The following is a 16,085-nucleotide window of genomic DNA, read 5'->3' on the forward strand; positions in this document are numbered from 1 at the left end:
CCGATCAACAGGGGAGGACACGTGGGGGCCCTCCCCATGTGGAAATTACTGATTTGTCCCTTCCCGAGACTATCCTCGCTCCAATCGCACGCGCCTTGGCCGCCAAGGGCTACGAAACGCTGACCCCGGTCCAGGCCGCGATCATCGAGGACGAAACTGCCGACCGCGACCTGCTGGTTTCCGCGCAGACCGGCTCCGGCAAGACCGTTGCCTTCGGCATGGCTATTGCGCCGACCCTGCTGGGCGACGCCGAGCGCTTCACCGAAATCGGCGCGCCGCTTGCCCTCGTCATTGCGCCAACCCGCGAGCTCGCCCTGCAGGTGCAGCGCGAACTCGACTGGCTCTATGCCGAAGCCGGCGCCAAGACCGCGTCCTGCGTTGGTGGCATGGATGCCCGCACCGAGCGGCGCGCGCTGGAGCGCGGCGCCCATATCGTCGTCGGCACCCCCGGCCGACTGCGCGATCACATCACCCGCGGTGGCCTCGACATGTCGGCCCTGCGCGCCGTCGTGCTCGATGAAGCCGACGAAATGCTCGACCTGGGTTTCCGCGAAGACCTGGAGTTCATTCTCGATGCCGCCCCGGAAGATCGTCGCACGCTGCTGTTCTCGGCAACGGTGCCGAAGCCGATCGCCCAGCTGGCCAAGACCTTCCAGCGCGACGCACTGCGCGTGGCCGCCACCAGCTCGAACGAGCAGCACGCCGACATCGACTACAAGCTGATGCTGGTGCCCGCCGCCGAGCGCGAAAACGCCATCATCAACACGCTGCTGTATTTTGAGGCGGTCAACACCATCGTGTTCGCCTCGACCCGCGAAGGCGTCAAGCACCTGTCGGCACGGCTGCATAACCGCGGCTTTGACGTGGTGACCCTGTCAGGTGAACTCAGCCAGGCCGAGCGCACCAATGCGCTGCAATCCATGCGCGATGGCCGCGCCCGCATCTGCGTGGCGACCGACGTCGCGGCACGTGGCATCGACCTGCCGAACCTGGACCTGGTGATCCACGCCGACCTGCCGACCAACCCCGATACCCTGCTGCACCGTTCGGGCCGCACCGGCCGTGCCGGGCGCAAGGGTACCTGCGTCATCATCTCCCCGATGCACCGCCGCAACGTGGCGCAGCGCGTTCTGAAGTTCGCCAAGCTCGACGTTTCGATGATGCGCCCGCCCACGGCCGAGGAAATCGAGGCCCGCTACCGCGAAAGCATCCTGAGCAACGAAATGCTCAGCGCGCCGGTGGCCGAGGATGAGGCCGAATTCGTCGCCCAGCTGATGGCTCGCCACAGCGCGGAAGCCATTGCCGCCGCTTATCTGCGCCAGCAGCTGGCCGCTCGTCCGGCACCGGAAGATGTTTCCGATGCGCCGGTCTTCGACAAGCCGGGCGACAAGGATCCGCGTACCCGCGAGCGTTTCGAGGGCGGCACCTGGTTCAAGGTCACCGTTGGCCGCAAGCACAAGGCCGAGCCGCGCTGGCTGCTGCCGATGCTGTGCAAGGCCGGCAATGTCACCAAGACCGCCATCGGATCGATCCGCATTTTCGATACCGAGTCCATCTTTGAAGTTGCCGCACCGAAGGCTGATGCCTTTGCCAAGAGCGTCGAAAAGAATGGTTCGGGCGAACGTGGCGTCAATATCCTGCCCGTCGATGGTCCCGGCGAGCGCCGCGCGGGTCCGCCTCCGGGCCAGCGTCGTCCGCCCGGTCCCATCGAGCGCTACGACCCCAATGCTCCGCGCCCGGAACGTGCCGACCGCAAGCAGCGCTATGGCAGCGGTGGCATGCGTCCCGACGATTTCGCAGAGCCGGCAACCGGCAGCTGGAATCCGGCGCCCGATTTCGATGCGCGTCCGCCCAAGCCCGACTTCGACAAGCCGCGTGCCCCCAAGGCTGCTCCGGCCAAGGACAAGGGCAAGCCAAAGTGGGCCGGCAAGGCCGCTGACGGCGCGGCCAAGAAGCCGAACAAGGACCACAAGCCCAAGCGCAAGCCGCAGGTCTGACGTCTGATTTGAGCACCCGCGGAGCGATCCGCGGGTGTTTTGCTATTGGGCCGGCGCGACGCGTCGCAGGCGGCCCGTGTTGCCGGCGAGCATGATCAGGGCCCCGGCCACAGCGCAGCCGGCGCCGCCGGTGATCACCACGCGATAGTCGGCGCCAGCGCTCCACAGGCCGAAGGCGGCCGAACTGAGCAGGGTGGCGGCAATGGCCACCACGTCCATGAGCGAGGTCGAAAGCCCGACCCGGCCTTTGATGGCGTCCTGAAGGTAGCTGATATTGACCGACATGAGCGCGGCCATTGCGATGCCGTTGAGCCCCTGCAGCCACAGCACATCGCTGACCGATTGCGCCTGGCTGACCAGGAACAGGTAGAGCGCATAGAGCACGCCATTGAATATCAGGATGGATTCCTTGCTGAACCGCGCCAGCAGATAGCCCCAGCCGATCATGAACGGCAGCTCCAGCGCCGCCGCAATGCCGGCATAGATGCCGACATCGGCCAGCGTGCCGCCCAGTTGGGTAACGATCAGCAGTGGCATGCCCATGCCGGAAAGGCGCGTGGCGACTACGATGATCGTGAGGCCTGCAATGCCGCTGATGATCGGCAGGGGCAGGCGGCCGACCGGGGCGCCGGGAACGGTCGCTGCCTTGGGGGCTGGGGGCACGTTGGCGACGCGTGTGCACTTGTCGGTCATCATGGTGACGAAGATCAGCCCGCACGCGGCATAGGACAGCGCCGACATCAGATAGACGTCGAACACCGAATATTCGGCCGCCACATAGCCGGCGAGAGGGGGCACGATGGTCCAGGCGACTGTGAAAACCGTGCGCAGCGCCGACACCATGAAATCGGCCTTGGCCGGATCGCGCCGGTTATAGAATACCCGCACATAGGCGAAGCTCTGCGAGAATGCCGAAAAGCCCAGTGGCATCACCAGCGCGGTGGCGATGATAAACGAGAGCTGGGTCGGCACAAGGTAGATCAGGCCATGGCCAAGCATGCCCGCCAGGGTCGCCATCAGCACCAGAATGCGGCGATCGGGCAGCTTGTCGGACAGGTAGCCCAGCGCCACCGAGATGAACGTGCCGACGATGGCACTAGCCGAGTAGAGGGTGGCGAATTGCGCTGTGCTCATGCCCAGCGTTTCCACCCCGACAATCGAGGCATAGGGAACGGTGGCGGCGAAAGTGACGCCGGAAAAGAACATGTTGGCGCCGAGCATGGCCGTAACTGGCATGCGTGTATTGATTGTTTGGCTCATGTCCCCTCCCAAGGCGGGGGCATCAATAATCGGCGCCGTCGAGTCCGTCTATACTTTGACCGGGCGGAAGCGGCTGATCTTTTCGGCAATTTCGGCAATATCGGCGGCGAATTTGCCGGAGCTGTGCTCGGTATGGGCCTGCCAAGCCGCGAATTCCTGCATCATCGGCACGAACATGGCGAGCTGTTCGGGGCTCCAGCGGCTGAGAAAGTCGCCCATGACCAGGAACTTGTAGGCGCGGATCGCCTCGACCACAGCGCGGCCAGCATCGGTCAATTCGATAATGGTGCGGCGCGCATCGGCCTGGCTGACGGCCCGGCGGGTGTAGCCGGTTTCCACCATTTCGCTGACCAGGCGGCTGGCGCGCGAGGGGTCGATGCCCAGCCGTTCGGCCACCGAAGAAACCATTACTTCGCCATCGGCGGAGGTCGAATTGGCCTCGGCGCCATAGACCACGATCAGCACGTCGAGCTGGGCCTGATCGATGTCGAGGCCGAGATCCCTAAGGGCGCGGATGCTGAGTTCACGCTTGGCGGCGCGGCGGCGCCACTCCTGCAGCAGCCCATCCACAACCATGGTCGCGTCGGCGGTGGCGGGCGAAATGCCGGCCTTCCGCAGCAGGGCATTGACGTCGATCTTGGTGGATTCAGGCATTGCAGGTCTCGCAATTATGCATGCGTTGCGCAATTGCATGCTATTGACACGTAATTGCTCGGGGCAGATATATGCCTCAATCATTTTACTCGCAAGGGTTCGCTATGTCGCGGTCCCGCGCAAACAGGTTCCTCAATGTCCCAGCAAGTTCAAAGCGCTCCTGAAGCGCCCCAACCTCAATCGGTGCGCCTCATCATCCTGGCTGTTGCGGTGACGCTGCTGCTCGCGTCGCTCGGCCAAACTATCGTTTCCACGGCGCTGCCGGTGATTGTCGGCGAGCTCGGCGGGCTCGATCACCTGACCTGGGTTGTTATCGCCTATCTGCTCAGCTCGACCGTCGTCGCCCCGATCTACGGCAAGCTTGGCGACCTCTACGGCCGCAAGATCGTGCTGCAATTCGCCATTGCCATCTTCCTGATCGGCGCGGCGCTATCGGCCATGGCCACCTCGATGACGTTCCTGATCCTCGCCCGTACGGTGCAGGGCCTGGGCGGCGGCGGTCTGATGGTGGTTGCCATGACCGTGGTGGCCGACGTCATTCCTCCGCGCCAACGCGGCAAGATCCAGGGCATTTTCGGCGCCGTGTTCGGTGTGTCGACGGTGGCTGGCCCGCTGCTGGGCGGCACAATTGTCGAGCATCTGAACTGGCAGTGGATCTTCCTGATCAACCTGCCGCTCGGCATTCTGGCCCTGCTGGTGATCAGCCTCGTGCTCAAGCCCAAGGCCACGCGCGTCGCACACAAAATCGACTATATGGGCTTCGTGCTGCTGACGGCCGCGCTCTCGGCCTTCGTGCTGGCGACGAGCCTTGGCGGCAACACCTTCCCCTGGGGCTCGCCGCAGATCATCGGCCTGATGGTCGCCGCCGCCGTGGCGCTGGGCCTGTTCATCTGGGTCGAGTCGCGTGCTTCCGAGCCCGTGCTGCCGCTGCAGCTGTTCACCAACAACACTTTCGTGGTGACTAACAGCGTCGGCTTCCTCGTCGGCATGGCAATGTTCGGCTCGATCACCTTCCTGCCGATGTTCCTGCAGATCGCCAAGGGCGTTTCGCCCACCAATTCGGCGCTGCAGATGCTGCCGATGATGATCGGCCTGATCGGCGCCTCGACGCTGTCGGGCTTCGTGATGAGCAAGACCGGGCGCTACAAGATCCTGCCGGTGATGTCGACGGCGCTGCTGTCCATCGGCATGCTGCTGCTGGCCTTCATGCAGCTCGATACGCCGGACTGGCAGATTGCGCTCTATATGCTGATCGTCGGCATGGGCATTGGCCCGGTGAACAGCGTCAGCGTCACCGCTACGCAAAATGCCGTCTCGCCCAAGCTGGTAGGCGTTGCGACCGCCGGCACCACGATGTTCCGCCAGATCGGCGGATCGATCGGTGTGGCCGTGTTCGGCGCGATCTTTGCCAGCGGGCTGGCGAGCCGGGCAGGCGAGGGCGGTGCCTTTGATGCGCGGGCCATCGCGAGCCTGCCTCCTGAACTGCGTCAGCAGGTGGTGGAGGGTTTTGCCGCTGCGCTGCATCCGGTGTTCTTCACGGCTGCCGTTGCCGCTGGCCTGGCCTTCCTTCTGGCGCTGATGCTGGAGGAACTGCCGCTGGCAAACACGCTGCGCCGGGAGCCGGAAGCCGAAATCGACGCCGAAGAACGCGGAGCGGCCGCGGCGGTCGGTGCGCCGGCCACCTGAGGCCTGCGCCGGGGGACCATCGGATGGTCCGGCGACGCACTTCACCTTCGGGGTGAACTGGAATAATGCATGAAACCGCGCGTGGACGACCTCGCGCGGTTTCATGCATTTTCGGTGGGACGACCCGCCACCAAGGAGAAGTCCATGGCCTGGGTTTACCTCGTCATCGCCGGGTTGTTTGAAATGGGCTGGGCTATCGGCCTGAAATATACCGATGGCTTCACCAAGCTGGTCCCCACCGTGCTGACGCTCGGCGCTATGGTCATCAGTGTGGCGTTGCTCGGGCTGGCCCTGCGCGACCTGCCGGTGGGCACCGGCTATGCCGTGTGGACCGGAATTGGCACCGTGGGCACGGCGCTGCTCGGCATGTACCTGTTTGGCGACCCGGTGACCGCAGCTCGCCTCGCCAGCATCGGGCTGATCGTCGCCGGCATTGTCGGGCTCAAGCTCGTCAGCTGATAGCTGTTATAAAACAATGAGATGGCGGCCGGACGTGAATCGTCTGGCCAGCGTCTTGAATCAGAATGCGAGCGTGTTGACTCAGCGCGTGAAACCGCTGGCCGGCGCATTCTGTTGCATAAAAGCAGATGTTGGGCGGTATCACGGCCCGCTCCCAAATTTGTTAATGGCCAAATCAGCGATCCTTGCTAGGTTTTAGTCATAGCAATGCCGAATTCGCGTCACCGGCCCGCCAATATCTTTGGAGAGCAATAGTGCCCTTGCGCTGGCAGGAAGTGGCTTTGCCACTTGTCGTGATCGTTTCACTCATTTTCCTCAAATACGTTCCGCTGACTGCAGGTTTGCCGCTGGCCCGCGCAGCCGGGGTGGTTGCGTTTGGCTACGCGGCATTTCTGGCGCTGCGCCTGATGCAGAGCGAGGAAGCCGTTTCCATTGATGGGTGGTCCGAATTGCGGCCGTCGATGATGGAGTATTTCGCCTGCTACGGCGCGGCGGCTCTTTCCATCGTGCTGATGTTCGCGGTGATCTTCATCGGCGGCACGCGGCATGTTGCGGCGACGCAGATGGTCGCGACCTTCCTGGCATCGCTGATGCTTGGGGTAGGGGCGCTTGGTATCGGGCTCGGAGGCCTGTTCACCCGGGTGCGCTGGAACCATGCTGTGCTGGAGCATCGCACGGCACTGGGCCGCGAAACGAAACTGGCCTGGTCCGACGTCCGCTCGGTTGAGCCCAACTGGCGTGGCGTAACCATTGCCACTCACGACGCGCAGCGCGTGACGTTCTCGCAGTTCCATTCGGGGGCGGCGCAACTGGCCATCCACGCGACGACGCGGGCGCGGCGGAACAGCGAGACGTCCACGAAGGCGTTTGCGACGCTTTAGAGGGCGGTTCCATCCCAGGAGGGCGTGGCTGGTCAGGTTGCGCCATCAACGCCGCACATAGCTTCCATCATTCCAATTCAATTGAGCGGGGGCCGAGGCTCGGATATCGTCGCGCCATGAACCAGCCTGTCGCTATTCGCACCGCCCGTTCGGTTTGCCCGCACGATTGCCCGTCCGCCTGCGCGCTGGATGTCGATATCCTTGACGATCACACGATCGGCCGGGTGCGCGGGGCCAAGGATGATCCCTATACTGCTGGGGTCATTTGCGAAAAGGTCGCGCGTTATGCCGAGCGGGTGCACCATCCCGAACGGTTGACGCATCCGCTGCGCCGGGTCGGCCTCAAGGGCGCCGGGCAGTGGCAGCAGATCAGCTGGGACGAGGCGCTTGACGAGATCGCCGCGCGCTTCGCGGCCGTGGAGGCCGAGCACGGCGCAGAGGCGGTCTGGCCCTATTACTACGCCGGCACGATGGGGCATGTGCAGCGCGACGGGATCGATCGCTTGCGCGCGGCCAAGGGCTATTCGCGCCAGTATGACACCATCTGCACCGGCACCGCCTGGCCCGGCTATATCGCCGGGGCGGGCATTATCGGCGGGGTCAATCCCGAGCAGATGGCCGAGAGCGACTGCGTGGTCATCTGGGGCACCAATGCTGTGCATACCCAGGTCAATGTGATGACCCACGCCATGCGCGCCCGCAAGGAACGCAAGGCCAAGATCGTCGTCATCGACATCTACGAAACCGCCACCATGGCGCAGGCCGATCTGGGGCTGGTGGTGCGGCCCGGCACGGATGGCGCGCTGGCCGTTGCGGTGATGCATGTGCTGCTGCGCGATAACCTCGCGGATCGCGCTTATATGGCCAGCCACACTGATTTCAGCCCGGAATTTGAGGCGCATCTCGCCACCCGCACGCCGGAATGGGCGGCTGGGATCACCGGGCTCACCGTCGAGCAGATCACCGAATTCGCCCATCTCGTCGGCACTACGCCGCGCAGCTTTTTCCGGCTGGGCTATGGCTTTACCCGCCAGCGCAATGGCTCGACGGCCATGCATGCGGCGCTCTGCATTCCGGCGATGACCGGCGCCTGGCAGCATCGCGGTGGCGGGGCCTTCCACTCCAATTCGGGCACCTGGCAGCTCGACAAGTCGGCGATCACCGGCTCGGCCCTGCAGAAAGGCGAGCCGCGCTTGCTGGACATGTCCGAGATCGGGCCGATCCTCACCGGCGATGCCAAGGCGCTCAAGGGTGGCGGCCCGGTGAAGGCCATGCTGATCCAGAACACCAACCCGGCTTCGGTGGCGCCCGACCAGACGCTGACCCATCGCGGCTTCGCGCGCGAGGACCTGTTCCTGGTGGTGCATGAGCAGTTCATGACCGAAACGGCGGAGTTCGCCGATATCGTGCTGCCGGCCACGATGTTCCTCGAGCACAATGACTATTATTCGCGCGGTGGCCACACTCGCATCCTCTATGGGCCTGCGCTGATCCAGGGCCCCGGCGAGACGCGTTCGAACCACGAAGTCATCAACGCCCTCGCGCTGCGGCTGGGCGTGGACAGCGACCTGTTCAAGACCAGTGCCCGCGACGTAATTGCCGAGACCTTCCGGCGCTCGAACTATCCCGCGCTCGAAGAGGTGGAAAAGACCGGCTTCGTCGATCGCGAACGGCCCGACGCTGTGGCGCGGTTTGCCGAGGGCTTTGCGTGGCCCGACAAGCGGTTCCGCTTCGCGCCTGATTGGGAAGGCGCGCGCATCAAAAAGAACTATCAGTGGACCTGCGATCCGTCGGAGATGCCGCGCTTCGCCGACCACTGGGACATTATCGAAGCCGCTGACGACGAGCGCCCGTTCCGGCTCGCCACCAGCCCGGCGCGGGCTTTCCTTAATTCCTCATTCAACGAAACGCCCGGCAGCCAGAAGCGAGAGGGCGTGCCGTCGGTGTTCATTCACCCCGAGGATGCGGCGCGGCTGGGGATCGAGGACGGGGTGTTCGTGACGGTCGGCAATCGCCGAGGGCAGGTCGACCTCACAGCGCGGGTCCGCACGGGTCTACCGACAGGCGTGCTGATTGCCGAGGGCCTGCACCAGAACAAGGCGCACCGCCACGGCAAGGGCATCAACACCCTGACCAACGCCACGCCCGCGCCCCCCTTTGGCGGGGCGGCGTTTCACGATGCGGCGGTATGGATCAGGTTGGCGGAGTAGGCCCTCGTGGTGAGGTGCGAGCCCTTCGCGAGCCTCGAACCACGAGGTCGTGCGCCTAGGCCCCATACGCACCCCAGAAGAAATACCCGGTCATGATGACGCCGTAGACGATGACGCCCATGCGGATCCACTGCGTGGGAATGCGGTGGGCATTCTTGGCGGCCAGGTACCCGCCGATGGTGACGCCGACCAGCGCGATGGAGCCGTGGTACCAGTCGATCGAGCCATCGAGGGCGAAGCGGACCACGGCAACGGCTGCCACAACGGCCGAGATATAGAGCTTGAGCCCGTTCATCGCGTGGATGTCGGTGAGGCCCGCGGTGGCGAGGAAGGCCAGTAGCAGGATGCCCAGGCCGGCATTGAAGAAGCCGCCGTAAATACAGACCAGTGCCAGGAAGACCAGCAGCACGGCGCTGCCCAGCAGCTTCATGCCCTTGCCGCCGCCGGCGCGCGACGCAACGAAGGCGCTGATCTGGTTGCCGAAAACGAACAGCACCACGGCAAACAGCATCAGCCACGGCACGACCATCGAGAAAACTTCGTCTGAGACCACCAGCAGCAGCTCGGCGCCGACATAGCCGAACACCGCGGCCATGATGGTGTAGAGCACCAGCTTGTCCTTGTAGCGGCGCATGGCCTCCCAATAGCCGAAGGCGCCGCTGGCATAGCCGGGCAGGGCCGCATAGGTGTTGGACGCATTGGCCACCACGGGCGGCACGCCGACGAACATCAGCGCTGGAAACACGATGAACGAGCCGCCGCCTGCCAGCGAATTGACCGCACCGCCCAGCAGGCCGGTGACAAACAGGAACAGTGTTTCGAGCATCGATTAATTCCCCCGGGCGCGCGCAGTTGCCCGCCACAATCCCCGCGGAAGATGATCCGCAGGTGCCTCGCCACTCATACCGCGCTGAATTTGCTCCGCGGATCAAGCCCTTGGGTGCGCCGTCGCGGGGTGGCTCGGGGTTGCTTAGCCCGTGCGGCGGCACGGGCCCAATGCTATTGTCTGATCAGCCCCATCACTGCGATTGATCGCATCGCTGCCATGACATTGACAAAACCGGCCCCAGCGCGCATATCCCGCGCAGGTTGCTGGCACCCGCCGCTCGCCGGAATGTTCCGATGGTGAAGCCCAGTCCCGAGCTGAAGACCGAACCCTGGTTCATCTTTGCAAGGCGCATCATGGCAACGCGAGCCCCCATGGAAAAGTCGCCTCATCGCAAATGAGAGGACCTTGTCATGTCGTTTTCACTCGATACCCCAACTGCCCAAACCCTGAAGTCTGAAGCCAAGGCCCTGCGCGAACAGCGCGCTGCCATTGGCGAAACCTTGTCGCATAGCGCGGCGCTCGAGCATGTTGCTCGCGCGCATGGCTATCGGGACTGGAACACCGCCCGTGCGGCCTTGCCCGATCGGGTTGTGGTGCCGTTCCAGGTCGGCATGAAGGTCAAGGGGCTTTACCTCGACCAGCCATTTACCGGCGTGCTCATCGGGGTGAACCTGCTGGGCGATATGCAGCACTATACGGTGACCGTGGTTTTCGACGAGCCCGTCAACGTCACGCCCACCTTCATGTTCGCGGCCTATCGCCATCGCGTTACCGCCACCGTGGATGTGCACGGCATCTCCTCGGCGCTGCGCGGTAATGGAAATCCCCAGATGGTGCTGCACAAGGCATGATCTGTTACATGAGAAGGGCAGGGTAGAATTCTGTTACCTTGCCCTTCATCGTAAAATGCCGATATATTCCGTGTACTTAATTCCAACGGAACCGGCCATGACCACCCAGACCAAACCGATCGATGCCTACTCGCTGCCCACGCCCAATGGGCAGAAGGTGCATATCATGCTCGAAGAGCTTGGCGTGCCGTGGACTTACCATCGCATCGACATCACCAAGGGTGACCAGTTCAAGCCGGAATTCCTGGCCATTTCGCCGAACAACAAGATCCCCGCCATCGTTGACCCTGAAGGCCCGGGCGGCCAGCCGATCTCGATTTTCGAGTCGGGCGCGATCCTGAAATATCTCGGCCTCAAGTTCGGCCAGTTCTATCCCACCGATCCGCGCCAGCAGGTGGAAGTCGACGAATGGCTGTTCTGGCAGGTGGGCGGTTTTGGCCCGATGCTGGGCCAGAACAACCACTTCAACGTCTACGCGCCCGAGAAAATCCCCTACGCCATGAAGCGCTACACAGACGAAACCCATCGTCTGTTCCGCGTGCTCGATGCCCGGCTGGCCGGCCGCGACTACATTGCCGGCGACTATTCCATCGCCGACATCGCCAGCATCGGCTGGGCCCAGTCGTGGGAACGCTACGGCATCTCGCGTACGGACTTGCCGAACTTCGCCGCCTGGATCGACCGCGTGAATGCGCGCCCGGCCGTGCAGAAGGGCCTCAATATCGGCAAGGACGCGCCCCAGGCCGATCTCAGCAAGGATCGCGACGCCCAGAAGGTGCTGTTCAACCAGCGCTAAAAGGCGAGCCGAGGCGCTGTCTCGACGTTTTCAGCGCTCGTGGCGCTTGCCGTCAGGGCTGGGGTTCGGGGATCACCCGGACCCATTCCTCGCCGCGGCAGATGATGTTGTAGAGCACGCAGCCGTTCAGCCGGATCAGGTCCGGCCCCAGCATTTCCACATAGCCCGAATAGCTGTTGCCATCTTCGGGATTGTAGATGGTGCCATCGTAGATGTTGGGCTTGCTGCCCGGCACCAGCGAGAGGATCTGCAGCCCCAGCATGGGCCGCCCGCGCAGGGCAGGGTCGGGATTGCGCATATCGGTGAAGCTCTCCACCGGCATGGCCAGCGCGGCGGCATATTCCTCGGGCGTAAGTCCTTCGCTGGGCACTACGATTTTGCTCAGCGTGCCGCAGAAGCCTTCCGGGCACAGCGCGATGGTGACTTCCGATTGCAGCAGGGTGCGCCAGACGCCTTCGATTGGCTCCAACGGGCGCTCCTGGGCCATGGCCAGGGCGGTGCTGCCCACCAATAGCGCCGCGGCAATCCAGCTCCGTCCGCCACAAAATGCCATGCCGCGACCGCTCCCTGTCGCATGGTTCGATTCGAACCGCGCGCCCGGCGATGATCTAGCCGCCAAATCTGGCGCAAACAAAGCAAATAGCGTGGCCGCACGGGCCCGGATAATCAGGAACTTAGCCTCTCCACGATCTTTATCGTGCGAAGAACCAGAAAGCCCTTGATCGTGCGAACCTTCTCCCTTATCCAGCCCTTGCCGGAGAGGTGGCCGAGTGGTCGAAGGCACGCCCCTGCTAAGGGCGCAGATGGTGATGAACTGTCTCGAGGGTTCGAATCCCTTCCTCTCCGCCACTTTCCCTTAGATTTGTCAGGTAGTTGGTCGGTGCAGCCCTTGTGCTGTAGTCGTGGCCATACTTCTTTCTCACAATCATATCCGACCATCTTTTCGTACCTGCTTGCAGGCAGCGGTGCTCGACGTGCCAGGGCACGCCCTTAGCAGGGCGCGCGCTTTGCGTTGCTCGCGCCATTGCCGAATGCGGAGATGTTCACCTGCAATATTCAAATGAACTAATGGCGTCGCCGCGGCATGCGGCGAGGGATGCGTTCTTGTGTCTAAATGTCTCTAATACCCTGATTTTCCATGCATTCGGCGTCTGTGCGTTGAGTTGCTTTGGCTGATCAAAAATGTTCAAGTGAACATTTCTGGTTTGCAAAGTAAAAATTGTTGCTGTCAGATGTGCTCAAGCCGGGACGAGGAGGTCTCAGCGAAAATAAGGGAGTGAGCATGTCCAAGAAAGTATTGCGCCTGTCTGTCGGACTGGCCGCGGTCCTCGCGGCAACCCCGGCATTTGCCCAAACCGAGATTAGCTGGTGGCACGCCATGGATGCCGAACTCGGCCAGCGCCTCGAAGCCATCGCCACCGGCTTCAACGAAAGCCAGAGCGAGTTCAAGGTGGTTCCCAGCTACAAGGGCACCTATCCCGAGACGCTGACCGCAGCCATCGCCGCCTTCCGCGCCAACGAGCAGCCGGCCATCGTGCAGGTGTTCGAAGTTGGCACTGGCACCATGATGGCCGCCAAGGGCGCGGTAAATCCCGTCTATTCGCTGATGACCGACAACGGCCAGCCGTGGGATCCGTCAGGGTTCCTGGCGCCAGTGACCGGCTACTATTCGGATACGGATGGCAACATCCTCTCCATGCCGTTCAACTCGTCCACCCCGATCATGTATTACAACAAGGACGTGTTCGAAAAAGCCGGCCTTGACCGCGAGACCCCGCCAAAGACCTGGGCCGAACTCGAAACGATGGGCCGCAAGATCGTGGAATCGGGCGCTGCACCCTGCGCCTTCACCACCGGCTGGGTGAGCTGGATCCAGCTCGAGAACCTGTCTGCCATCCATGACCAGCCTTATGGCACGCTGGAAAACGGCTTCGGCGGCATGGGTACCGAGTTTACCTTCAATGGTCCCGTGCAGGTCAAACACTGGGAAAACCTGAAGAAATGGGCCGGTGAAGGCCTGTTCCAGTATGGCGGCCCGGTTGGCGGCGCTGATGCGCCTCCCAAATTCTACGCGCAGGAATGTGCCATCTACATGAACTCGTCCGCCTCGCGGGCCGGCGTCATCAACAACGCCAAGGAGTTCGAAGTCGGCTTCTCGCCGCTGCCTTACTACGATGACGTAATCACCGAGCCGAAGAACTCGATCATCGGCGGCGCCACCCTCTGGGCGCTCAACGGCAAGGATCCGGCTGTCTACAAGGGCGTGGCACAGTTCTTCACCTACCTGTCTAGCCCCGAAGTGCAGGCCAACTGGCACCAGGCAACCGGTTACCTGCCGATTACCAATGCCGCCTACGAAATGGGCAAGGAGCAGGGCTATTACGCAGCCAATCCGGGCTCTGACATCGCCATCAATCAGATCACCCGCGGCACGCCTACGGCCAATTCCAAGGGCATCCGCTTCGGCAACCTGACCCAGGCCCGCACCGTGATCGACGAAGAGTTCGAAGCGTTGCTGGCAGGCACCAAGACTCCCCAGGAAGCCCTCGACGCAGCCGTCGCTCGTGGCAACCAGATCCTGCGCGACTTCGAAGCCGCCAATAAGTGATCCTCCCCGGATCGCCCGTAGCCCCCGTGGCTATGGGCGATCCACCCCGGGCGGCCGGTGCCGCTCGCCTTCCAATTGGTGACCGTCAGGGGAGTTCTCGGCCCAAATGCAAACCAAGCGCACGATATTTCCCAACAAGCTGCTGCCCTATGCCCTTCTGGCGCCGCAACTGGCGGTGACGCTGATATTCTTTATCTGGCCCGCCGGGCAGGCGGTTAAATCATCCTTCGAGCGGGAAGACCCCTTCGGGTTCCGCACGACATTCATCTGGTTCGAAAACTACACGCGCCTGTTCGCCGATCCGGGCTACCTCAATTCTCTGTCCAAGACAGCGGTGTTCGCGGTTTCCGTAACCCTGCTGTCGATGAGCCTGTCGCTCATCCTCGCCATCGCGGTGAGCCGGGTGCTGCGAACCAATCGCGCCTATACGACCCTGCTGGTCTGGCCCTATGCGGTGGCCCCGGTGGTGGTGGGCATCCTGTGGTGGTTCATGTTCAATCCCACGATCGGCATCGCGCCCTACCTGCTGCGCGCCGTGGGCATTTCCTGGAACCATCGGATTGATGGCAACCAGGCGATGATCCTTGTGGTGATCGCGGCCAGCTGGAAGCAGATTTCCTACAATTTCCTGTTCTTTGTGGCGGGACTGCAATCGGTGCCGCAATCGCTGACCGAGGCGGCGGCGATTGACGGGGCAGGGCCCTTCAAACGGTTCTGGACCATCGTCTTCCCGCTGCTCTCGCCGACGACCTTCTTCCTGCTTATCGTCAACATCAACTACGCCATGTTCGACACGTTCGGCCTGATCGATGCCACCACATCCGGCGGGCCGAGCCAGGCGACGAATATCCTCGTCTACAAGGTGTATGCCGACGGCTTCCTCGGCCTCAACATCGGCTCATCGGCCGCCCAATCGGTGGTGCTGATGATCATCGTGATCGCGCTGACGGCGGTGCAATTCCGCTTCGTCGAGCGGCGCGTGCAGTATTGAGGAGCGCAGGACATGGTTGAAAATCGCCCACTGCTCGCCGTCCTCACCCACCTGGTGCTGATCGTCGGCGTCGTTATCGTGGTGTTCCCGGTCTATCTCGCCTTTATCGCCTCCACCCATGGCAGCGGCGACTTCATGCGCGGGCTGGTGCCTCTGCTGCCGGGGCCGCACATGATCGAGAACTACGGCAAGATGCTCACTGAGGGCATTTCCACTGCCGGCGCGCCGCCGCTTTGGATCATGCTGTCGAACTCGCTCATCATCGCGATCATCATTGCCGTCGGCAAAATCGCCATCTCGCTGCTGTCGGCCTATGCCATCGTGTTCTTCAAGTTTCCATTTCGCCTGCTGGCGTTCTGGATCATCTTCATCACGCTGATGCTGCCGGTGGAGGTGCGCATCATTCCCACCTTTGCGGTGGTGGCAAATCTGGGTCTGCTCAACTCCTATGTGGGCCTCACCCTGCCGTTGATCGCATCGGCAACGGCGACCTTCCTGTTCCGCCAGTTCTTCCTGACTGTTCCGGACGAATTGATGGAGGCCGCTCGTGTGGACGGGGCAGGGCCGATGAAGTTCTTCCGCGATATCCTGCTGCCTCTCAGCCGGACCAATATCGCGGCGCTCTTCGTCATCCTCTTCATCTATGGCTGGGTGCAGTATCTGTGGCCGCTGATCGTGACCACCGACAGCAAGTATTACACGGTCGTCATGGGCATCAAGCGCCTGGCCGCCACGGCCGATTCCGAACCGCAATGGAACTTCGTCATGGCGGCGGTAATGCTCGCCATGCTGCCCCCAGTCCTCGTCGTCATCTTCATGCAGCGCCTTTTCGTCAAAGGCCTGGTTGAAACGGAGAAGTAAGC

General features: G+C 62.8%; 14 protein-coding genes and 1 tRNA gene. 11 read left to right on the forward strand and 4 right to left on the reverse strand.

What is annotated here, in order from left to right; genetic code table 11:
* Positions 1–53: 53 nt before the first annotated feature.
* Positions 54–1,997, forward strand: coding sequence for a DEAD/DEAH box helicase (locus ACZ5WT_RS13075; protein ID WP_464284226.1), 1,944 nt, complete (start codon positions 54–56; stop codon positions 1,995–1,997).
* Between the two features lie 42 nt (positions 1,998–2,039).
* Here the strand turns inward: ACZ5WT_RS13075 and ACZ5WT_RS13080 are convergent, their stop codons facing one another.
* Positions 2,040–3,257, reverse strand: coding sequence for an MFS transporter (locus tag ACZ5WT_RS13080; protein WP_464284227.1), 1,218 nt, complete (start codon positions 3,255–3,257; stop codon positions 2,040–2,042).
* A 48-nt stretch (positions 3,258–3,305) separates the two neighbouring features.
* Positions 3,306–3,911, reverse strand: a complete 606-nt coding sequence (locus ACZ5WT_RS13085; RefSeq protein ID WP_464284228.1) for a MarR family winged helix-turn-helix transcriptional regulator — start codon at positions 3,909–3,911, stop codon at positions 3,306–3,308.
* Positions 3,912–4,046: 135 nt separating this feature from the next.
* Here ACZ5WT_RS13085 and ACZ5WT_RS13090 point away from each other — a divergent pair, with 135 nt between their 5' ends.
* From ACZ5WT_RS13090 to ACZ5WT_RS13105, 4 genes are all read left to right on the forward strand, one after another.
* A complete protein-coding gene (locus ACZ5WT_RS13090; RefSeq protein ID WP_464284229.1) occupies positions 4,047–5,597 on the forward strand; it encodes an MDR family MFS transporter in 1,551 nt (516 codons plus the stop codon).
* 144 nt (positions 5,598–5,741) lie between these two features.
* Positions 5,742–6,056, forward strand: a complete 315-nt coding sequence (sugE, locus tag ACZ5WT_RS13095; protein WP_464287211.1) for a quaternary ammonium compound efflux SMR transporter SugE — start codon at positions 5,742–5,744, stop codon at positions 6,054–6,056.
* A 254-nt stretch (positions 6,057–6,310) separates the two neighbouring features.
* Positions 6,311–6,937, forward strand: coding sequence for a hypothetical protein (locus ACZ5WT_RS13100; protein WP_464284230.1), 627 nt, complete (start codon positions 6,311–6,313; stop codon positions 6,935–6,937).
* A gap of 116 nt (positions 6,938–7,053) precedes the next feature.
* The gene (locus ACZ5WT_RS13105) at positions 7,054–9,147 is read left to right on the forward strand and encodes a molybdopterin-containing oxidoreductase family protein (RefSeq protein WP_464284231.1); all 2,094 of its coding nucleotides are present in this window, start codon (positions 7,054–7,056) and stop codon (positions 9,145–9,147) included.
* 55 nt (positions 9,148–9,202) lie between these two features.
* On the opposite strand, the gene ACZ5WT_RS13110 is transcribed toward ACZ5WT_RS13105, so the two are convergent.
* On the reverse strand, positions 9,203–9,973 hold the full coding sequence (locus ACZ5WT_RS13110) for a sulfite exporter TauE/SafE family protein (RefSeq protein WP_464284232.1): 771 nt from the start codon (positions 9,971–9,973) through the stop codon (positions 9,203–9,205).
* 413 nt (positions 9,974–10,386) lie between these two features.
* Here ACZ5WT_RS13110 and ACZ5WT_RS13115 point away from each other — a divergent pair, with 413 nt between their 5' ends.
* The gene (locus ACZ5WT_RS13115) at positions 10,387–10,827 is read left to right on the forward strand and encodes a glyoxalase superfamily protein (RefSeq protein ID WP_464284233.1); all 441 of its coding nucleotides are present in this window, start codon (positions 10,387–10,389) and stop codon (positions 10,825–10,827) included.
* Between the two features lie 97 nt (positions 10,828–10,924).
* Positions 10,925–11,623: a glutathione S-transferase family protein gene (locus tag ACZ5WT_RS13120; RefSeq protein WP_464284234.1), complete on the forward strand. Its 699-nt coding sequence runs from the start codon at positions 10,925–10,927 to the stop codon at positions 11,621–11,623.
* Positions 11,624–11,675: 52 nt separating this feature from the next.
* On the opposite strand, the gene ACZ5WT_RS13125 is transcribed toward ACZ5WT_RS13120, so the two are convergent.
* Positions 11,676–12,176 (reverse strand): DUF2147 domain-containing protein, encoded by a 501-nt coding sequence (locus tag ACZ5WT_RS13125; RefSeq protein WP_464284235.1) that lies wholly within the window; start codon positions 12,174–12,176, stop codon positions 11,676–11,678.
* A 203-nt stretch (positions 12,177–12,379) separates the two neighbouring features.
* Here ACZ5WT_RS13125 and ACZ5WT_RS13130 point away from each other — a divergent pair.
* From ACZ5WT_RS13130 to ugpE, 4 genes are all read left to right on the forward strand, one after another.
* Positions 12,380–12,472, forward strand: a tRNA-Ser gene (locus tag ACZ5WT_RS13130).
* A 433-nt stretch (positions 12,473–12,905) separates the two neighbouring features.
* A complete protein-coding gene (ugpB, locus tag ACZ5WT_RS13135; RefSeq protein WP_464284236.1) occupies positions 12,906–14,231 on the forward strand; it encodes a sn-glycerol-3-phosphate ABC transporter substrate-binding protein UgpB in 1,326 nt (441 codons plus the stop codon).
* A gap of 106 nt (positions 14,232–14,337) precedes the next feature.
* Positions 14,338–15,222: a sn-glycerol-3-phosphate ABC transporter permease UgpA gene (ugpA, locus tag ACZ5WT_RS13140; protein WP_464284237.1), complete on the forward strand. Its 885-nt coding sequence runs from the start codon at positions 14,338–14,340 to the stop codon at positions 15,220–15,222.
* Positions 15,223–15,234: 12 nt separating this feature from the next.
* Entirely contained in the window at positions 15,235–16,083 is an 849-nt protein-coding gene (gene ugpE / locus ACZ5WT_RS13145) for a sn-glycerol-3-phosphate ABC transporter permease UgpE (RefSeq protein ID WP_464284238.1), read from the forward strand.
* Positions 16,084–16,085 lie beyond the last annotated feature (2 nt).

The organism is Devosia sp. T2-14 (assembly GCF_055397495.1).